This window comes from Streptomyces sp. NPDC093071, from assembly GCF_044754545.1.
GTDB lineage: Bacteria > Actinomycetota > Actinomycetes > Streptomycetales > Streptomycetaceae > Streptomyces.
In genome coordinates this window covers 516287-533130 of the sequence record NZ_JBIVPH010000001.1, presented here as the reverse complement: position 1 = coordinate 533130, position 16844 = coordinate 516287, and the positions used below count along the sequence as shown (strand labels likewise).

Here is a 16844-nt window from a genome sequence, read left to right as displayed (position 1 = left end):
CCGGTACCGGCCGCTCGCGCGGAGGCACCCTGGACGGCGGACGGGCGGGGGCACTAGCTTCCGGCGCCATGACGTCCATGGGGAAGACGAGACGAACGATGTCGGCGGGACTGGTCGGGGCGGCGCTCGCGCTGACCCTGGCCGTCCCGGCGCGGGCCGGGGCGACCCCCACGGCCGCGACCGACGGACAGCTCACGCGGACGGTCGCGTCGACGGGGGAGGGGCGGCCCGTACCGACGACGGGCCGGCCGCTCGCGGCGACGGTGACGGCGGCAGCGGCGTCGACGGACGCACGGCCCACGCCGACCGCCGACCGAGACCTCCTGCCGACGACCGACGGTCAGTTCCCGTCGACGGCCGACCGAGACCTCCTGCCGACGACCGACCGGCAGTTCACGCCGACGACAGACCGGGACTCCGTACCGGCGGACGGCCGGCCGCTCGCGCTCGCGGCCGGCCGGCACCTCCCGTCCGCAATCGGCTGGCGGCTCACGCCGACCGGTACCGACGCCCGTTTCCGGGGGCTCGCGGCGGTCGACCGCCGCACCGCCTGGGCCGCGGGCTCCCGGGGCACGGTGCTGCGGACCACCGACGGGGGCCGGAGCTGGCGGAACGTGTCCCCGCCCGGCGCGGAGGGGCTGGAGTTCCGCGACGTGGAGGCCTTCGACGCCCGCCGGGCCGTCGTCCTCGCCATCGGGGAGGGCGAGGCCTCGCGGGTGCTGCGCACCGAGGACGGCGGCGCCACCTGGACCGAGTCCTTCCGCAACACCGACCCGCGCGCCTTCTACGACTGCATGACCTTCCTCGACCACCGCAACGGCCTCGCCATGAGCGACCCGGTCGACGGCAGGTACCGCATCCTCTCCACCCGAGACGGCGGCCGGTCCTGGCGGGTCCTGCCGACCGCGGGGATGCCGGAGGCGCTCCCCGGCGAGGCGGGGTTCGCGGCGAGCGGCCAGTGCCTGGTGTCGGCCGGATCCCGGGACGTGTGGCTGGCGACGGGCGGCGCGGCCACCGCGCGCGTGCTGCACTCCGCCGACCGGGGCCTGACCTGGACGGTGACGGCCTCGCCGATCCCGGCCGGGGACCCGGCCCGGGGCGTCTTCGGGCTCGCCTTCCGCGACCGTACGCACGGCATCGCGGTCGGCGGCGACTACCGCAAGGACCAGCCGTCCCCCGAGGCCGCCGCCGTCACCGCCGACGCGGGCCGCACCTGGCGCCCCTCGGCCGCGCCGCCGCCCGCCTACCGCTCGGGCGTCGCCTGGCTCCCGTACGGCAGGACGGCCGCGCTCGCCGTCGGCCCCACCGGAACGGACCTCACCATCGACGGGGGCCGCACCTGGCGCACGGTCGACACCGGCTCGTACGACACGGTCGACTGCACCCCGGACGGCTCCTGCTGGGCCTCCGGCGAACAGGGCCGGATCGCACGGCTGGGCCTCCGCTAGGAGGCCAGAGGGCCAGGAGGCTATGGGGCCAGGGGGCTACGAGGGCAGCTCGTCCCGGTACGGGGCGAGCCCGTCGACCGTCTTGGTCGCGTAGAACTCCGTGATCCGGTACGCGCACACGCCCTCGGCGCTGAACGGGTCGGCCGCCGCGATCCTCTCGATCTCCGCGCGGTCGACCCCGGCGGCCAGGATCACCCCGCCGTCTCGGGGGTTCTTCCGCCCGGACGCGAGGAACACGCCGGCGGCGTACTGCGCGTCGAGCCACTCGACGTGCGCGTCGAGCAGCGCGTCCGCCCGCTCGACGGGGGCGGTGTAGGTCAATTCCAGTACGAACATGATCGCCAGGCTACCGGCCGCCCTCCGGCCCCGGGCGTCCGTCCCGGCCTTCGGAACGGGCGCCCGGCCGGCCGTAGGGTGGCCCGCATCATGACGATCATCGAGATTCCGGCGGGCTGGCCCGCCGACGAGACCGCCGCCCTCGCCGTCCAGCGGGAGCTGAGGGGGCGGCTCGTACGGGACGAGGAGGGGCCGCCGGTCGGCGAGGGGCACGTCACGGGGCTCGACGTGGCCTACGACGACGAGCGGGACCTCGTCGCCGCCGCGGCCGTCGTGCTCGACGCGCGGACCCTGGAGGTCGTGGAGGAGGCGACGGCGGTCGGCCGGGTCTCGTTCCCGTACGTCCCCGGCCTCCTCGCCTTCCGGGAGATCCCGACCGTGCTCGCCGCGCTCGACGCCCTGGACGCCGACCCCGGCCTCCTGGTCTGCGACGGCTACGGGCTCGCCCACCCCCGCCGCTTCGGGCTCGCCAGCCACCTCGGCGTGCTCACCGGACGGCCGTCCGTCGGCGTCGCCAAGAACCCCTTCGCCTTCGCCCACGAGCAGCCGGGGCCCGCGCGCGGCGACTCGTCCCCGCTGCTCGCCGACGGGGAGGAGGTGGGGCGGGCCGTGCGCACCCGGGGCGGGGTCAAGCCGGTCTTCGTCTCCGTCGGCCACCGGGTCTCCCTCGACCGGGCCTGCGCCCACACCCTCCACCTCACCCCGCGCTACCGGATCCCCGAGACCACCCGCCGCGCCGACTCCCTCTGCCGCCGCGCCCTCGCGGAGGCGCTCGGGGGACGTCCGTCCCCTCCCGGAACGTCCGGATCCCTCTGAGTACGCGTACGGATACCGGCTCCCGGGCCCACCCGGCAGAGTGGGGATCATGACAACTCCCCTTCCCGTTCCGCCGCGTTCCGCCCGGCGCGGCCCGACCCCGACCCCCGCCGCCCCCGGGAGGTCCGCGTGATCGGACGGCTGCGGTGCGTCGTCCTCGACTGCCCCGACGCGCACGAACTCGCCCTCTTCTACCAGCGGTTGATCGGCGGCGAGGTCGACGACCCCGATCCCCGGTGGACCGCCGGCGAGGGCTGTGTCGTCCTGCGCGGCGACTGCGGCCCCGTCCTCGCCTTCCAGAGCGTCCCGGGCCACCGGTCGCCCGCCTGGGGCGCGCCCGAGCAGCAGTTCCACTTCGACGTACGGGTCGACGACCTGGCCGCCGCCGACGAGGCCGTCCTCGCGCTCGGAGCCGTACCGCTCGACGACGGGGGAGGCGACCCGGCCCGCCGCGTCTACGCGGACCCGGCCGGCCATCCCTTCCGCCTCGTGCGGCCCTGAGGCGGAGCCCCGCCGTCCGCCCGCTCCGGGTGTCGGGGGAGGATGGGCCCCGGACCGCAAGAACGAACACAGGTGCGAAGGGGGGGCGAAATGGACAGGACGTCACCGTGGTGGTGGCTGTTCGCCGTGATCAGCGTGGCGGTGTATCTCGCCGTGATGTTTCCGGGGATGACGAACGGGCGGCAGAGGATCTGGGTGTCGTGCGGCCCGGCGCTGTGCTTCGTGGCGGCCGCGACCTACAGCACCACCTACGACACGCCCCTGACCGGGCTGCTCCCCCTCTACTGCGGGGCGTTCCTGGGCATCGCCCTGGGTGTCGCCGGCCACCGGAAGGCGATGCGCGCGTTCATGACGTGGCGCGCGGAGAACCCGGGCAAGCCCGACGACGAGGGCCCGGACGTCCCCTGGATGCTCCAGATGGCGTTCACGCTGCCGGTCTTCCTCGGCGGCGCGATCTGGTACGTCAACGCCTACTGACCGGGACCCGCCGGGCGCCGCCCTCGCCCGTACGGAACGAGGGCGGCAGCCGCACCGGCCTCAGCCCCGGTGCGCCACCCGGAAGCGGATGCCCGCCTCCCGCAGGCGGGCGGTGAGGGCGTCGCCCATCGCGGTCGCCGTCGTGACCTGGCCGGCGGTCTTCGGCAGCGGGTCGAAGGCGAGGCAGAGCGCCGACTCGGCGAGCATCTTGGCCGTCTCGTCGTACCCCGGGTCACCGCCCGACACCTCGGTGAAGACCCGCCGCCCGCCGCCCTCGCCCACGAACCGCACGGAGAACCAGCTGCGGGCGCGCCGCTCGGCCGACGGGCCCTCCCCGGCCCGGTAACGCTCCATCAGCCAGCTCCGGACCGGCGGGAGTTGGGCCGCCGCCACGCCCGCGCCGACGGCCGCCGCGCCGCCGAGGGCCATCGGGAGCGTCTTCACGGAGGCGTAGTGCCGGTAGCGGAAGTCCGGCCCGTACCGGTCGAGGGCCGCCGCCGAGCGCGCCACGACCTGCGGGTCGAGCGTCGGCAGCGGCAGCGCCCACGTGCCCGTCTCCCGGCTGAACCGGGGGCCGCCGAGCGGCGCCCGCGACCGGCGGCCCACCAACCGGGGCTCGTGCAGGCGCCGTTCGCGCGCGGCCCGCAGGACCTCCCGGCCCCGGCCGAGGGCGGTGAGCGCGGAGGCGAAGGTGCCGCCCGAGAACGCCGCCCCGGCCCGTACGAAACCGTCCACCCGCAGCGGCACGCCCTCCGGCAGCTGCCCCACCGTGAAGTGCACGCCCAGGTCGTGCGGGATCGAGTCGAAGCCGCAGGCGTGCACGATCCGGGCGCCGGTCTCCCGGGCGCGCGCGTCGTGCCGCACGTACACGAGGTCCACGAACTCGGCCTCGCCCGTCAGGTCCAGATAGTCCGTGCCGGCCTCCGCGCAGGCGGCGACCAGCTCCTCGCCGTACCAGACGTACGGCCCGACCGTCGTCGCCACCACCCGGGCGGATTCGGCCAGTTCCCGCAGCGAGGCCGGGTCGGCGGAGTCCGCCACGACCAGCGGCAGGTCCGCGAGGTGCGGCCGGGCCGCGGCCAGCCGGTCCCGCAGCGCCTCCAGCTTGCCGAGGCCGCGTCCCGCGAGCGCCCAGCGGCACCCGTCGGGGGCGTGCTCGGCCAGGTACTCCGCGGTCAGCTCCCCCACGAAACCGGTGGCCCCGAAGAGGACCACGTCGTACGGCCTGGCCCCGCGCTCCGGGCCCGCCCCTGCCCCGCTCCCCACGCCCGCCCCTGTGTCCATGCAGCCCCTCGTCTCGGCCGGACCGCGCCGCCGTGCGCGGTCGTCGTCGGCGGAGGATAGCGGAAGCCCTCCTCCGGATCTCCCGGGCCCTCAGGTACCCCGGGCCCCCGGAAGCACGCGGGCCCCGATCGGAGGATCCGTCCGGAATTTCCAAGCGCTTGCTCGGCCGGGGGGCTTGTGCCGAGTGGAACACGTTCCTAGCATCTCCGGTGTTACATCATTGGTGTCACACACTTCCGGGGGTTCGATGAGCACGACGCACACCGCCCGCACCGGACCCCTCACCGGGGTGCGCGTGGTGGAACTGGCCGGCATCGGCCCCGGCCCCTTCGCCGCGATGCTGCTCGCCGACCTCGGCGCGGACGTCGTGCGGGTCGACCGCCCCGGCGGCCCCGGGCTCGGCATCGACCCCGCCCGCGACCTCACCAACCGCAACAAGCGCTCGGTGCTCGTCGACCTCAAGGCGGCCGACGGCCCCGCGACCGTCCTCGACCTGGTCGAGCGCGCGGACGTCCTCCTCGAGGGCTACCGGCCCGGCGTGGCCGAGCGCCTCGGCATCGGCCCGGACGCCTGCCTCGCCCGCAACCCGCGCCTGGTCTACGGCCGGATGACCGGCTGGGGCCAGGACGGACCGCTCGCCCCGACCGCCGGGCACGACATCGGCTACATCGCGATCACCGGCGCCCTCGGCATGATCGGCCCGGACCCGGACGGCCCGCCGTCGATCCCGGCCAACCTGCTCGGGGACTACGCCGGAGGCTCGCTCTACCTGGTCGTCGGCGTCCTCGCCGCCCTCCAGCACGCCCGCGCCCACGGCGAGGGCCAGGTCGTGGACGCCGCGATCGTCGACGGCACCGCCCACCTCACCACCATGATCCGGGGAATGCTGGCCGCCGGGAGCTGGCAGGACCGGCGCGGCACCAACCTCCTCGACGGCGGCTGCCCCTTCTACGGCGTGTACGCGACCTCCGACGGCGGCCACATGGCGGTCGGCGCCCTGGAGGAGCGGTTCTACGCCGACTTCGTCCGCCTCCTCGGGATCGGCGAGGAGGCCGCCGCCGGCCGCTACGACCTCGCCCGCTGGCCCGAGCTGCGCGAGGCCGTCGCCAAGGCCTTCCTGGGCCGGACCCGGCAGGAGTGGACGGACGTCTTCGAGGGCTCCGACGCCTGCGTCGCCCCCGTCCTCTCCCTGGACGAGGCCCCGTCCCACCCGCACCTGGCCGCCCGCGGCACCTTCGCCGAGCACGCCGGGCAGGTCCAGCCGGCCCCCGCACCCCGTTTCTCCGTCACCCCCGGCACCCTGCGCACGGGCCCCGCCCTGCCCGGTGCCGACACCGCCGAGGTCGCCCGCGACTGGGCCGTACCCTCCCTGCACCCCCAGGAGACTTCCGCATGAAGCGCCGCATCTACACCGAGGACCACGAAGCCTTCCGGGCGGTCGTGCGCACCTTCCTGGAGAAGGAGGTGCTGCCCCACTACGAGCAGTGGGAGAAGGACGGCATCGTCTCCCGCGAGGCCTGGCTCGCCGCCGGACGGCAGGGCCTGCTCGGCATCGCCGTCGACGAGGAGTACGGGGGCGGCGGCAACCCCGACTTCCGCTACGGCGCCGTCCTGGCTGAGGAGTTCACCCGGGCCGGCACCCCCGGCCTCGCCCTCGGCCTGCACAACGACATCATCGGCCCGTACCTCACCTCCCTCGCCACCGACGAGCAGAAGCGGCGCTGGCTGCCCGGCTTCTGCTCCGGCGAGACCATCACCGCCATCGCCATGACCGAGCCGGGCGCGGGCTCCGACCTCCAGGGCATCCGCACCACCGCCGAGGACCGCGGCGACCACTGGATCCTCAACGGCTCCAAGACCTTCATCTCCAACGGCATCCTGGCCGACCTCGTGGTCGTCGTCGCCCGCACCACCCCCGAGGGCGGCGCCCACGGCCTCTCCCTGCTCGTCGTGGAGCGCGGCGCGGAGGGCTTCGAGCGCGGCCGCAACCTCGACAAGATCGGCCAGAAGTCCCAGGACACCGCCGAGTTGTTCTTCCACGACGTCCGCGTCCCCAAGGAGAACCTGCTCGGCGAGCTCAACGGCGCCTTCATCCACCTGATGACCAACCTCGCCCAGGAGCGGATGGCCATCGCCGTCGCCGGCATCGCCGCCGCCGAACACCTCCTGGAGATCACCACCACCTACGTCAAGGAGCGCGAGGCCTTCGGCCGCCCGCTCTCCCGGCTCCAGCACATCCGCTTCGAGATCGCGGAGATGGCCACCGAGTGCGCCGTCACCCGGGCCTTCCTGGACCGCTGCATCGAGGAGCACGCGAACGGCGCGCTGGACGCCGTGGACGCCTCGATGGCCAAGTGGTGGGCGACCGAACTCCAGAAGAAGGTCGCCGACCGCTGCCTGCAACTGCACGGCGGATACGGCTACATGACGGAATTCCCGGTCGCCAGGGCCTACACCGACGGCCGCATCCAGACCATCTACGGCGGCACCACCGAGATCATGAAGGAGATCATCGGCCGTTCCCTCCTCGGCTGACCTCCCCCGCGACACCCCCGGCGAGATTCCTCCCACCCTCATCGCGAAAGGCTTCCCGTGAGCACCGAAGCGTACGTGTACGACGCGATCCGCACCCCGCGCGGTCGTGGCAAGGCCACCGGATCCCTGCACGGCACCAAGCCGATCGACCTGGTCGTCGGCCTGATCAAGGAGATCCAGAGCCGCAACCCCGGCCTCGACCCGGCCGCCATCGACGACATCGTCCTCGGCGTCGTCGGCCCGGTCGGCGACCAGGGCTCCGACATCGCCCGCGTCTCCGCCATCGCCGCCGGACTCCCCGACACCGTCGCCGGCGTCCAGGAGAACCGCTTCTGCGCCTCCGGCCTCGAAGCGGTCAACATGGCCGCCATGAAGGTCCGCTCCGGCTGGGAGGACCTCGTCCTGGCCGGCGGCGTGGAGTCCATGTCCCGCGTGCCGATGGGCTCCGACGGCGGCGCCTGGTTCGCCGACCCGATGACCAACCTGGAGACCAACTTCGTCCCCCAGGGCATCGGCGCCGACCTCATCGCCACCATCGAGGGCTTCTCCCGCCGCGACGTGGACGAGTACGCGGCCCTCTCCCAGGAGCGCGCCGCCGCGGCCTGGAAGGACGGCCGCTTCGCCCGCTCCGTCGTCCCCGTCAAGGACCGCGCGGGCCTCACCGTCCTCGACCACGACGAGTTCCTGCGCCCCGGCACCACCGCCGACTCCCTGGCGAAGCTCAAGCCGTCCTTCGCGGACATCGGCGAGCTGGGCGGCTTCGACGCGGTCGCGCTGCAGAAGTACCACTGGATCGAGGAGATCGACCACGTCCACCACGCGGGCAACTCCTCCGGCATCGTCGACGGCGCCGCCCTCGTCGCCGTCGGCTCCAAAGAGGTCGGCGAGCGGTACGGGCTGACGCCGCGCGCCCGGATCGTCTCGGTGGCCGTCTCCGGCTCCGAGCCGACCATCATGCTCACCGGCCCGGCCCCGGCCGCCCGCAAGGCCCTGGCCAAGGCCGGTCTGACCATGGACGACATCGACCTGGTCGAGATCAACGAGGCCTTCGCCGCCGTCGTCCTGCGCTTCGTCAAGGACATGGGCACCTCGCTGGACAAGGTCAACGTCAACGGCGGCGCCATCGCGCTCGGCCACCCGCTCGGCGCCACCGGCGCGATGATCCTGGGCACCCTCGTGGACGAGCTGGAGCGCCAGGACAAGCGCTACGGCATGGCCACCCTGTGCGTGGGCGGCGGGATGGGCATCGCCACCGTCGTCGAGCGCGTCTGACCGTCCCGTCCGAACCCCTTCTTACGGAGAAGCATCAGTCATGAGCGAGAGCACCACCATCCGCTGGGAGCAGGACGAGACCGGGATCGTCACCCTCGTCCTGGACGACCCGAACCAGTCCGCCAACACCATGAACCAGGCCTTCCGGGCCTCGATCATCGCGATCGCCGACCGCGTGGAGGCCGAGAAGGACTCCATCCGGGGCATCATCTACACCTCCGCGAAGAAGACCTTCTTCGCCGGCGGCGACCTCAAGGACATGATCCAGGCGGGCCCCGAGCACGCCCGGGACATCTTCGAGGGCGCCCTGGAGATGAAGAAGGCCCTGCGCCGCATCGAGACCATCGGCAAGCCGGTCGTGGCCGCGATCAACGGCGCCGCGCTCGGCGGCGGCTACGAGATCGCCCTCGCCTCCCACCACCGGATCGCCCTCGACGCCTCCGGCTCCAAGATCGGTCTGCCCGAGGTCACCCTCGGCCTGCTCCCGGGCGGCGGCGGCGTCACCCGCACCGTGCGCCTGATGGGCATCACCGACGCCCTCCTCAAGGTGCTGCTCCAGGGCACCCAGTACAACCCCAAGCGGGCCCTGGACAACGGTCTGGTGCACGAGCTGGCGGCCACCCCCGAGGAGATGCTCGCGAAGGCCGTCGCCTTCATCGACACCCACCCCGAGTCGCAGCAGCCCTGGGACCTGCCCGGCCACAAGATCCCCGGCGGCACCCCCGCGCACCCGAAGTTCGCCGCCAACCTGCCGGCCTTCCCGGCCAACCTGCGCAAGCAGCTCAACGGCGCGCCCTACCCGGCGCCCGCCGCCATCATGGCCGCCGCCGTCGAGGGCTCCCAGGTCGACTTCGAGACCGCCTCCGTCATCGAGTCCCGCTACTTCACCGAGCTGGTCACCGGCCAGACGGCGAAGAACATGATCCAGGCGTTCTTCTTCGACCTCCAGGCCGTCAACTCCGGCGCCAGCCGCCCCAAGGGCATCGAGCCCCGCCGGGTCCGCAAGGTCGCCGTCCTCGGCGCCGGCATGATGGGCGCCGGCATCGCCTACTCCTGCGCCCGCGCCGGCATCGAGGTCGTCCTCAAGGACGTCTCCGCTGAGTCCGCCGCCAAGGGCAAGGCGTACTCCGAGAAGCTGTGCGCCAAGGCCGTCGCGCGCGGCCGCACCACCCAGGAGAAGGCCGACGCCCTCCTCGCCCGCATCACCCCCACCGCCGAGGTCGCCGACCTCGCGGGCTGCGACGCGGTCGTCGAGGCCGTCTTCGAGGACACCGGCCTCAAGCACAAGGTGTTCCAGGAGATCCAGGCCGTCGTGGAGCCCGACGCGCTGCTCTGCTCCAACACCTCCACCCTGCCGATCACCGTCCTCGCCGAGGGCGTGGAGCGCCAGGCCGACTTCATCGGCCTGCACTTCTTCTCGCCCGTCGACAAGATGCCGCTCGTGGAGATCATCAAGGGCGAGCGCACCGGCGACGAGACCCTGGCCCGGGCCTTCGACCTGGTCCGGCAGATCAACAAGACCCCGATCGTGGTCAACGACTCGCGCGGCTTCTTCACCTCGCGGGTGATCGGCCAGTTCCTCAACGAGGGCGTCGCCATGGTCGGCGAGGGCATCGAGCCCGCCTCCATCGAGCAGGCGGCGGCGCAGGCCGGCTACCCGGCCAAGATCCTCTCCCTGATGGACGAGCTGACCCTCACCCTGCCGCGCAAGATCCGCAACGAGACCAAGCGGGCGATCGAGGAGGCCGGCGGCGTCTGGGCCACCCACCCGGGCGAGGCCGTGATCGACCGCATGGTCGACGAGTTCGGGCGCCCCGGCCGCAGCGGCGGCGCCGGCTTCTACGAGTACGACGAGAACGGCAAGCGCGGCAAGCTCTGGACCGGCCTGCGCGAGCACTTCACCAAGCCCGGGTACGAGATCCCCTTCCGCGACATGCAGGAGCGGATGCTGTTCTCCGAGGCCATCGACACCGTCCGCCTCCTGGAGGAGGGCGTCCTGACCTCGGTCGCCGACGCCAACATCGGCTCCATCATGGGCATCGGCTTCCCGGCCTGGAGCGGCGGCATCCTCCAGTACATCAACGGCTACGAGGGTGGCGTCGCCGGCTTCGTCGCCCGCGCCCGCGAGCTGGCGGAGACGTACGGCGAGCGCTTCGCCCCGCCGGCCCTCCTGGTGGAGAAGGCCGAGCGCGGCGAGGTCTTCACCGACGCCTGACCGGTCACGGAGTGCGGAACGCCGTCCTCAGCTCCTCGCTCAGCGAGCGCTGGAAGGCCGTGACGAGGGCCTGGATCACCATCGGCTGCATGTGGGCCGAGAGCGACCTCATCGCTTTCAGGTGGTCCGGGTCCTCGCCGCTCTCCCGGTACGGGTTCCACACCTCCTCCCGGAAGAGCCGGGCCAGCTCCTCGGCGGCGGCCCGCGCGTGCTCCAGGAGCACGGTCCGGGAGGCGAGGATCGTCTCGTGCTCGATGGGCACGTCCAGCATCTCCACGCCGAGCCGCAGCAGCGACCCGTCGAGCCGGTACGTGTCGGCGTCGTCGGTCCGGTCCAGGACCCCCATCGCGGCGAGCCGGTCGACGTCCCGCTCGGTCAGCGCCCGCCCGGCCCGCCGCTCCAGCTCGCGCCGGGTGATCGACTCGGCGGACTCGGGCGCCCAGGAGGCCACCAGGGCCCGGTGGACCGCCAGGTCGCGGGCGCTGAGGTCGGGCGGCAGCTGCTCCAGGTACCGTTCGATCGCGGCGAGCGTCATGCCCTGCCGCTGGAGCTCCTCGATGAGCGCGAGCCGGGAGAGGTGCTCCGGCCCGTAGTGCCCCACCCGCCGGGCCCCGATGACGGGCGGCGGAAGGAGCCCACGGGTCCCGTAGAACCGCACGGTCCGCACCGTCACCCCGGCCCGTGCGGCCAGCTCGTCGACGGTGTAGCTCGGTCCCCGCTCCACGTCACTCCCGACGTCCATCCGAGCCGCCTCGTTTCCCCAGCCGTCGGCCCGCGTGTCCGGACCGCTGGAACAGTATTGCTGTCTCACCAGCCGTGTAAAAGACCGGCGCGGTTGTCGGTGGCGACCCGTAGCGTGATCGTCATCGAGGGGCGGCCGTCCGCCGCCGGGGACGCCGCGACCGGGGGATACCGGTCACGACGTACGACTTCGGCGCGTAAGGGGCGCCGGGCCGGGGCGGCGGCGCGGGGGCCGGGCCCGGGGGTTAGAGTCGGCCGCTGTCGCAGCGGGGGACAGGGGAGCAGGGGGGATTCGATGTACGCGGAACTCAGGGACACGGCCGGGGAATTGGCCGGGATCCTGTGGCGGGAGCACACCGTCTATCGCGAGCGGGGCGGCGGTGTGGTGATCCGGGGCGAGCACGTCCGCCGCTGGATCAGCCTGGCCCCGACCGGGGGCAAGGACCGGGCGCTGCTGCGGGCCGGAAGGATCCTGGACGGGGGCACGACGGCGCCCGCGCGCACGGAGGTGGTCGTCGACCTGTCGGCCGGGACGGCGGAGCTGGCGGCGGTCTGCCGTCGTCTGCTCGCCGACGTCGCCGCGGTGGCCGAGCCGGCGCCGGTGCCGGACCGGGGAGGAAGGGCCGGGAAGCGCGAGAAGCCGGGCCGGAAGGCTCGCGCCCCCCGCCCCGGCCGTCGTCCCCGGAAGGAGCGGCACACGAGCGCCGGCTCCCTGTTCGTCATGCTCTGCGTCGCCGCGGTGCTCGGCGCCTGGCTCTACAGCCTCTTCGGGGGCCGCGGCTACTGAGCCGGAGCCCCCGGCCCGGTCGTCAGAAGCCGGTGACCGGGTAGTGGTCCGAAAGGTTGGTGTACGTGTAGCTCGTGCCCCAGCTGCTCACCGTCCACGGGGCGCTCTTCTCCAGGACCACGTGGTTGGTCCACCCGGCCGGACGGGCGTTCCCTGCGCGGAAAAGGACGTAGTCGAGGTCCTCGCGCGGGTCGTCCGGGTAGCGCTCGGAGGCGATCGAGTTCAGGTCGGTGTCGAAGGAGTACGGGTGGCCGGTGCGGGCGTCGGCCCCCACCAGGCCCGCGTCGGCGAGCATGGTGCCGTACTCGGGCGTGTGCGAGTCGACGTTCATGTCGCCGGCGACGATCACCTGCTCGTTCGCCGGGATCTTCTTGGCGTCGAGGAAGGCGTCGATCGCCTTGAACTGGCGGCTGCGCATCTGCGCCGCCTCGCCCGCCGAACAGCCCGGGTCGGTGGACTGGGCGTGGGTGCCGAGGACGTGGACCCGGCTGCCGTTCACGTCGAGCACGGCGTACGCGAAGCCCTTGTTCGACCACCAGTCGGCGCCGCACGCGTCCTTGTAGACGTACTGCTCCTTGCGGACGATCGGCCACGTGCTGAGGATCGTCACGCCGCCGTCCTCGGGCGTGGTCGCGGAGTAGGACCCGCCGGTGGCGTCCCATCCGCTCTTGCTCCGGCCCACGACCGGGGTCTGGTGCGGGTACTGCCCGGCGGCGTTCGCCTTGAGGGCGTCGGAGGCGGAGTTGTCGAAGGCCTCCTGGAGGACCACGACGTCCTGCCCCCGGAAGAAGGAGGCGGCCGGGATCGCCTTCGCCCGGTGGTCCTGTCCCCAGTTCGGGTAGAGGCTCTTCGAAAAAAGGAACGCGTTGTAGGTGAGGACCTTCAGCCGGGGGGTCTCGGCGGGCGCGGCGGAGGCGGCCGGGGCCGTCGCCGCCAGGGTGGCGGCGGCGAGGGCGAGGGAAAGAGCGGCGCCGGGGGCGCGGCGGAGCGCGGCGAACGACACGTGAACTCCCAGGGAGGCGTGGGGGATTGGGCTGGCGCCGCACATACAATCAGCCGTGGTTACCTTCCGGTAGCCTCTGGGTGCCGGGAATCTGGCCGGGCCCGCACGAGCGTGCCAACTCTCACTCCCGTGCCGTATTTGCACCCATTTGATCCAGGTAGAATGCGCGCATGACCCTCGCGAACTCGCAGATCTTCAAGATGGACCTCGGTCCGCTCAACCCCGTCTGGGCCGAGCTCATCCTCGGCCTGGTGTTGTTCGGCATCACCTTCCTCATCCTGGCGAAGGGCGTCCTTCCGAAGATCAAGCGGACGATCGAGCAGCGCGAGGACGCCATCGAGGGCGGCACCGACCGCGCCGACGACCTGCGCGCCGAGGCCGCCCGCGTCCGCGAGCAGTACGAGGCCGAGCTCGCCGAGGCCCGCCACGAGGCCGCGCGCATCCGCTCCAAGGCCGTCGAGGAGGGCTCCGCCGCCATCGCCGCCGCCCGCGCCGAGGGCTCCGCCGAGCGCGACGCCATCCTCGCCGCCGGCACCGCGAAGATCGCCGACGAGCGCGCCGCCGCCGAGCGCGAGCTCAACGCCGACGTCGACGCCTGGGCCCACGCCCTCGCCGCCCGCATCGTCGGCGAGCCGGTCGGCGCCGACCGCGCCTGACCCGCACACCCGGAAGGGGCCGTCGCCCGGGCGACGGCCCCTTCGTCATGCCCCTCTTCGCGGGTGCATCCTGGAAACGACACGGAGGAGAAGCACCGTGGAACGCGTGAAGCCCGCCGCCCCCCCGCCGCCGCCCGCCGGCGGAGTGCTGTGGAGCGTCGCCGGCGACGTCCGGGCGCTCCTCATGCTGCCCGCCGCCCTCACCATGCAGGTCGCCCACCCCGCGATCGGCGCCGGAGTCGACGACCACTCCGTCTTCCGCACCGACCCCTGGGGCCGCGGCGAACGCTCGCTGCGCTCGGTCCAGCTGTGGATCTACGGCGGCGAGGAGGCCGCCCGCGAGGGCCGCCGCCTCCGGGAGCTGCACCGCACGATCCGGGGCACCGACGCCCACGGACGCCGCTACCACGCCCTCACCCCCGCCTACTACTCCTGGGTGCACGCCACCGGCTTCCCCGTCTACCGGCACGGCCTCCGCCTGCTCTTCCGCCCCCTCACCGAGGCCCAGGAACGGCAGCTGTACGCCGAGTGGCTCCGGGTCGGCCGCATCCTCGGCATCCACGACCGGGACATGCCGCAGACGATCGAGGAGTTCTGGCCGTACTACCGGAAGGTCCTCGCCGAGGAGCTGGAGGCCACCGTCGTCGTCCGGGAGCTCCTCGACACCGACCTGCCCGTCCCCGCCCCCGACCGGGGCCCGCGGCCGGTCCGGCTCGCCCTCCGCCTCCTCTGGCCCCTCCTGCGCCGCCCCTTCCTGCGGCTGCGCGCCTTCCTCACCGCGGGCTTCATGCCCCCGGACGCCCGCGAGGCCATCGGCCTGGAGTGGACGGACGCCCAGGAGCGGACCCTGCGCCGGCTCTGCCGGGTCCTGCGGGCCGTGGTCCCCGTCCTGCCCGAGCGGCTGCGCTACCTGCCGCTGGCCGGGGAAGCGCGGAGGGCCGCCCGCCGCGCGAAGCGCTGACGGACGGCCCCCCGGGGCTCACCGCACGGCTCAGTGACCGCCGTGGCCCCCGTGGCCGCGCTCGTGGTCGTGGATCGTGTTCGTCGCCGCGATCTTCTTCCACGACTTCGGCTGCGCGGGCTTCGCGTCGGCCGTCGCGGTCGCCGTCGCCTTCGCCGTGGCCGCCGCCCTGGCCTTCGCCCCGAGCTTCTCCCCGGCCCGCGCCCTGGCCTCCGCGGCCGTCGGGGCGGACACGCCGGCCGCGTCCGCCGTCGAGGCGGACGGCTTCGACGGCTGGTACAGCCAGGTGTCGAACAGCTCGGCCAGCGGCTTGCCGGATACCCGCTCCGCGTACCGCACGAAGTCGGCCACCCGCGCGTTGCCGTACGCGAACTGCTTCGGCCAGCCCTTCAGGATCGCGAAGAAGGCCTCGTCCCCGATCCTGTTGCGCAGCGCCTGGAGCGCCAGCGCGCCCCGGTCGTAGACGGCGCCGTGGAACTGGTTCTCCGGACCCGGATCACCCGGCTTCACCGTCCAGAACGGGTCCTCGGCACCCCGCAGGGCGTACACGTAGTCCGCCAGCTCCTGCGTCGTGCCCTCGCCCTCCTTCTCCGACCACAGCCACTGGCTGTAGCGGGCGAAGCCCTCGTTGATCCAGATGTCCTTCCAGTCCCGGACGGACACGCTGTCGCCGTACCACTGGTGCGCCAGCTCGTGGACGACCACCGACACGTTCGCGCCGTTGGCGAACTGCCGCGGGCTGTAGAACGGCCGGGTCTGCGTCTCCAGGGCGAAGCCGCTGGTCACGTTGGGCACGTAACCGCCGAGCGCGTTGAAGGGGTACGGCCCGAAGACCGTCTCCAGCCACTCCGTCACCTCGGCCGTGCGCTCGATCGAGGCGCGCGCCGCACCGGCGTTGGCGCCCAGGTCCTTGCTGTACGCGTTGAGGACGGGCAGCCCGTTCGCCGTCCGGTCCGTCGTGATGTCGAACTTCCCGACGGCGAGCGTGGCCAGATAGGTCGCCTGCGGCTTGTCGGAGCGCCAGTTGAAACGGGTCCGGCCCAGCGCCGTGGACTGCGACTGGAGCACGCCGTTGCTGATGGCCTGGTGACCGGCCGGCACCGAGACCGAGACGTCGAAGGTGGCCTTGTCCAGCGGGTGGTCGTTGGACGGGAACCACCACGCGGCCGAGTCCGGCTCCTGCGCGGCGACACCGCCGTCCGGGGTGCGGGCCCAGGCCGACCAGCCGTCGACCTTGAACTCGGAGGGCTTGCCCGCGTAGCGGACGACCACCGAGATCTCCTTGTTCTTCTCCAGCGGGACGGCCGGGGTGACCTCCAGCTCGTGGTCGCCCGAAGCGGCGAACTTCGCGACCCGGCCGTTCACCCGGACCTCGCTGACCTTCAGACCGAGGTCGAGGTTGAACCGGGACAGGTTCTGCTTGGTGGTGGCGACGATCGTCGCCGTGCCCTCCAGGAGGTCCGTGGCGGGCTCGTACTTCAGGCGCAGGTCGTAGTGCGAGACGTCGTAGCCGCCGTTGCCGCTGGCGGGGTAGTAGGAGTCGCCGATGCCCGGGGCCCCAGGGGTGAAATCGGCCGCCGACGCCGGGATCGCCAGCATCAGGGAGGCCGCGAGGGCGCTCGGAACGATGATTCTGCGGTGCACAGGTGCTCCCCAAGTCATAAGAAACGTAAGACGCGCGGGTGGTCGTCGGTCCTTGCTTTCGACCTTATTCAGGGCCCCGACGGACCGTCACGTCCAGAGGACCTCCTGTCACACGATCGCCATTCGGCCGACATGAACCCATCCGGCTCCGGGATCACCCCGAATCAC

Annotated in this window: 16 protein-coding genes; 11 read left to right on the top strand and 5 right to left on the bottom strand. The window is 73.2% G+C overall.

The genetic code is table 11. From position 1 onward, the window contains the following. Nucleotides 1–371 precede the first annotated feature (371 nt). The gene (locus tag ACIQD7_RS02170; protein ID WP_402439686.1) at nucleotides 372–1448 is read left to right on the top strand and encodes a WD40/YVTN/BNR-like repeat-containing protein; all 1077 of its coding nucleotides are present in this window, start codon (nucleotides 372–374) and stop codon (nucleotides 1446–1448) included. A 36-nt stretch (nucleotides 1449–1484) separates the two neighbouring features. Here ACIQD7_RS02170 and ACIQD7_RS02165 read toward each other — a convergent pair whose 3' ends face one another. Further along, nucleotides 1485–1784: a YciI family protein gene (locus tag ACIQD7_RS02165; RefSeq protein WP_121829749.1), complete on the bottom strand. Its 300-nt coding sequence runs from the start codon at nucleotides 1782–1784 to the stop codon at nucleotides 1485–1487. A 90-nt stretch (nucleotides 1785–1874) separates the two neighbouring features. Here ACIQD7_RS02165 and ACIQD7_RS02160 point away from each other — a divergent pair, with 90 nt between their 5' ends. The 3 genes from ACIQD7_RS02160 (at nucleotide 1875) to ACIQD7_RS02150 (ending at nucleotide 3578) form a co-directional block, all read left to right on the top strand. Beyond that, nucleotides 1875–2600: an endonuclease V gene (locus tag ACIQD7_RS02160; RefSeq protein ID WP_402438647.1), complete on the top strand. Its 726-nt coding sequence runs from the start codon at nucleotides 1875–1877 to the stop codon at nucleotides 2598–2600. A 129-nt stretch (nucleotides 2601–2729) separates the two neighbouring features. Next, nucleotides 2730–3101 carry a VOC family protein gene (locus ACIQD7_RS02155; protein WP_391166960.1) on the top strand — a complete coding sequence of 124 codons (372 nt, stop codon included), beginning with the start codon at nucleotides 2730–2732 and terminating at the stop codon, nucleotides 3099–3101. Nucleotides 3102–3191: 90 nt separating this feature from the next. Beyond that, nucleotides 3192–3578 (top strand): hypothetical protein, encoded by a 387-nt coding sequence (locus ACIQD7_RS02150; RefSeq protein ID WP_402438644.1) that lies wholly within the window; start codon nucleotides 3192–3194, stop codon nucleotides 3576–3578. Nucleotides 3579–3638: 60 nt separating this feature from the next. Here ACIQD7_RS02150 and ACIQD7_RS02145 read toward each other — a convergent pair whose 3' ends face one another. After that, nucleotides 3639–4862: a saccharopine dehydrogenase family protein gene (locus tag ACIQD7_RS02145; protein WP_402438642.1), complete on the bottom strand. Its 1224-nt coding sequence runs from the start codon at nucleotides 4860–4862 to the stop codon at nucleotides 3639–3641. Nucleotides 4863–5109: 247 nt separating this feature from the next. On the opposite strand from ACIQD7_RS02145, the gene ACIQD7_RS02140 reads away from it, so the two are divergent. The 4 genes from ACIQD7_RS02140 to ACIQD7_RS02125 are packed head-to-tail and all read left to right on the top strand — an operon-like array spanning nucleotide 5110 to nucleotide 10884. Beyond that, a complete protein-coding gene (locus tag ACIQD7_RS02140) occupies nucleotides 5110–6258 on the top strand; it encodes a CaiB/BaiF CoA transferase family protein (RefSeq protein ID WP_402438640.1) in 1149 nt (382 codons plus the stop codon). After that, nucleotides 6255–7397, top strand: coding sequence for an acyl-CoA dehydrogenase family protein (locus tag ACIQD7_RS02135; RefSeq protein WP_121829754.1), 1143 nt, complete (start codon nucleotides 6255–6257; stop codon nucleotides 7395–7397). The genes ACIQD7_RS02140 and ACIQD7_RS02135 overlap by 4 nt, the downstream gene beginning before the upstream one ends. 57 nt (nucleotides 7398–7454) lie before the next feature. Continuing rightward, nucleotides 7455–8669: an acetyl-CoA C-acetyltransferase gene (locus tag ACIQD7_RS02130; protein ID WP_121829755.1), complete on the top strand. Its 1215-nt coding sequence runs from the start codon at nucleotides 7455–7457 to the stop codon at nucleotides 8667–8669. 40 nt (nucleotides 8670–8709) lie between these two features. Next, complete coding sequence (locus ACIQD7_RS02125) at nucleotides 8710–10884, top strand: 3-hydroxyacyl-CoA dehydrogenase NAD-binding domain-containing protein (RefSeq protein WP_402438638.1); 2175 nt, start codon at nucleotides 8710–8712, stop codon at nucleotides 10882–10884. Nucleotides 10885–10888: 4 nt separating this feature from the next. Here the strand turns inward: ACIQD7_RS02125 and ACIQD7_RS02120 are convergent, their stop codons facing one another. Further along, complete coding sequence (locus ACIQD7_RS02120) at nucleotides 10889–11626, bottom strand: MerR family transcriptional regulator (RefSeq protein WP_402438636.1); 738 nt, start codon at nucleotides 11624–11626, stop codon at nucleotides 10889–10891. 294 nt (nucleotides 11627–11920) lie between these two features. On the opposite strand from ACIQD7_RS02120, the gene ACIQD7_RS02115 reads away from it, so the two are divergent. Beyond that, the gene (locus tag ACIQD7_RS02115) at nucleotides 11921–12412 is read left to right on the top strand and encodes a hypothetical protein (protein WP_391052761.1); all 492 of its coding nucleotides are present in this window, start codon (nucleotides 11921–11923) and stop codon (nucleotides 12410–12412) included. A gap of 22 nt (nucleotides 12413–12434) precedes the next feature. Here ACIQD7_RS02115 and sph read toward each other — a convergent pair whose 3' ends face one another. After that, nucleotides 12435–13460 (bottom strand): sphingomyelin phosphodiesterase, encoded by a 1026-nt coding sequence (gene sph / locus ACIQD7_RS02110; RefSeq protein WP_402438634.1) that lies wholly within the window; start codon nucleotides 13458–13460, stop codon nucleotides 12435–12437. Nucleotides 13461–13585: 125 nt separating this feature from the next. On the opposite strand from sph, the gene ACIQD7_RS02105 reads away from it, so the two are divergent. Further along, on the top strand, nucleotides 13586–14071 hold the full coding sequence (locus tag ACIQD7_RS02105; protein ID WP_121829760.1) for a hypothetical protein: 486 nt from the start codon (nucleotides 13586–13588) through the stop codon (nucleotides 14069–14071). 97 nt (nucleotides 14072–14168) lie between these two features. Further along, complete coding sequence (locus ACIQD7_RS02100) at nucleotides 14169–15032, top strand: oxygenase MpaB family protein (protein WP_402438631.1); 864 nt, start codon at nucleotides 14169–14171, stop codon at nucleotides 15030–15032. Nucleotides 15033–15062: 30 nt separating this feature from the next. Here ACIQD7_RS02100 and ACIQD7_RS02095 read toward each other — a convergent pair whose 3' ends face one another. Next, nucleotides 15063–16676: a M1 family metallopeptidase gene (locus ACIQD7_RS02095; RefSeq protein WP_402438629.1), complete on the bottom strand. Its 1614-nt coding sequence runs from the start codon at nucleotides 16674–16676 to the stop codon at nucleotides 15063–15065. Between the last annotated feature and the right edge of the window lie 168 nt (nucleotides 16677–16844).

What these genes read in the sequence shown, in the direction of transcription:
- ACIQD7_RS02135 (WP_121829754.1), top strand. Translation starts at nt 6,255, where the DNA reads ATGAAGCGCCGCATCTACACCGAGGACCACGAAGCCTTCCGGGCGGTC.
- ACIQD7_RS02120 (WP_402438636.1), bottom strand. Translation starts at nt 11,626, where the DNA reads ATGGACGTCGGGAGTGACGTGGAGCGGGGACCGAGCTACACCGTCGAC.
- ACIQD7_RS02160 (WP_402438647.1), top strand. Translation starts at nt 1,875, where the DNA reads ATGACGATCATCGAGATTCCGGCGGGCTGGCCCGCCGACGAGACCGCC.
- ACIQD7_RS02125 (WP_402438638.1), top strand. Translation starts at nt 8,710, where the DNA reads ATGAGCGAGAGCACCACCATCCGCTGGGAGCAGGACGAGACCGGGATC.
- ACIQD7_RS02145 (WP_402438642.1), bottom strand. Translation starts at nt 4,862, where the DNA reads ATGGACACAGGGGCGGGCGTGGGGAGCGGGGCAGGGGCGGGCCCGGAG.
- ACIQD7_RS02165 (WP_121829749.1), bottom strand. Translation starts at nt 1,784, where the DNA reads ATGTTCGTACTGGAATTGACCTACACCGCCCCCGTCGAGCGGGCGGAC.
- ACIQD7_RS02150 (WP_402438644.1), top strand. Translation starts at nt 3,192, where the DNA reads ATGGACAGGACGTCACCGTGGTGGTGGCTGTTCGCCGTGATCAGCGTG.
- ACIQD7_RS02140 (WP_402438640.1), top strand. Translation starts at nt 5,110, where the DNA reads ATGAGCACGACGCACACCGCCCGCACCGGACCCCTCACCGGGGTGCGC.
- ACIQD7_RS02105 (WP_121829760.1), top strand. Translation starts at nt 13,586, where the DNA reads ATGACCCTCGCGAACTCGCAGATCTTCAAGATGGACCTCGGTCCGCTC.
- sph (WP_402438634.1), bottom strand. Translation starts at nt 13,460, where the DNA reads ATGTGCGGCGCCAGCCCAATCCCCCACGCCTCCCTGGGAGTTCACGTG.
- ACIQD7_RS02115 (WP_391052761.1), top strand. Translation starts at nt 11,921, where the DNA reads ATGTACGCGGAACTCAGGGACACGGCCGGGGAATTGGCCGGGATCCTG.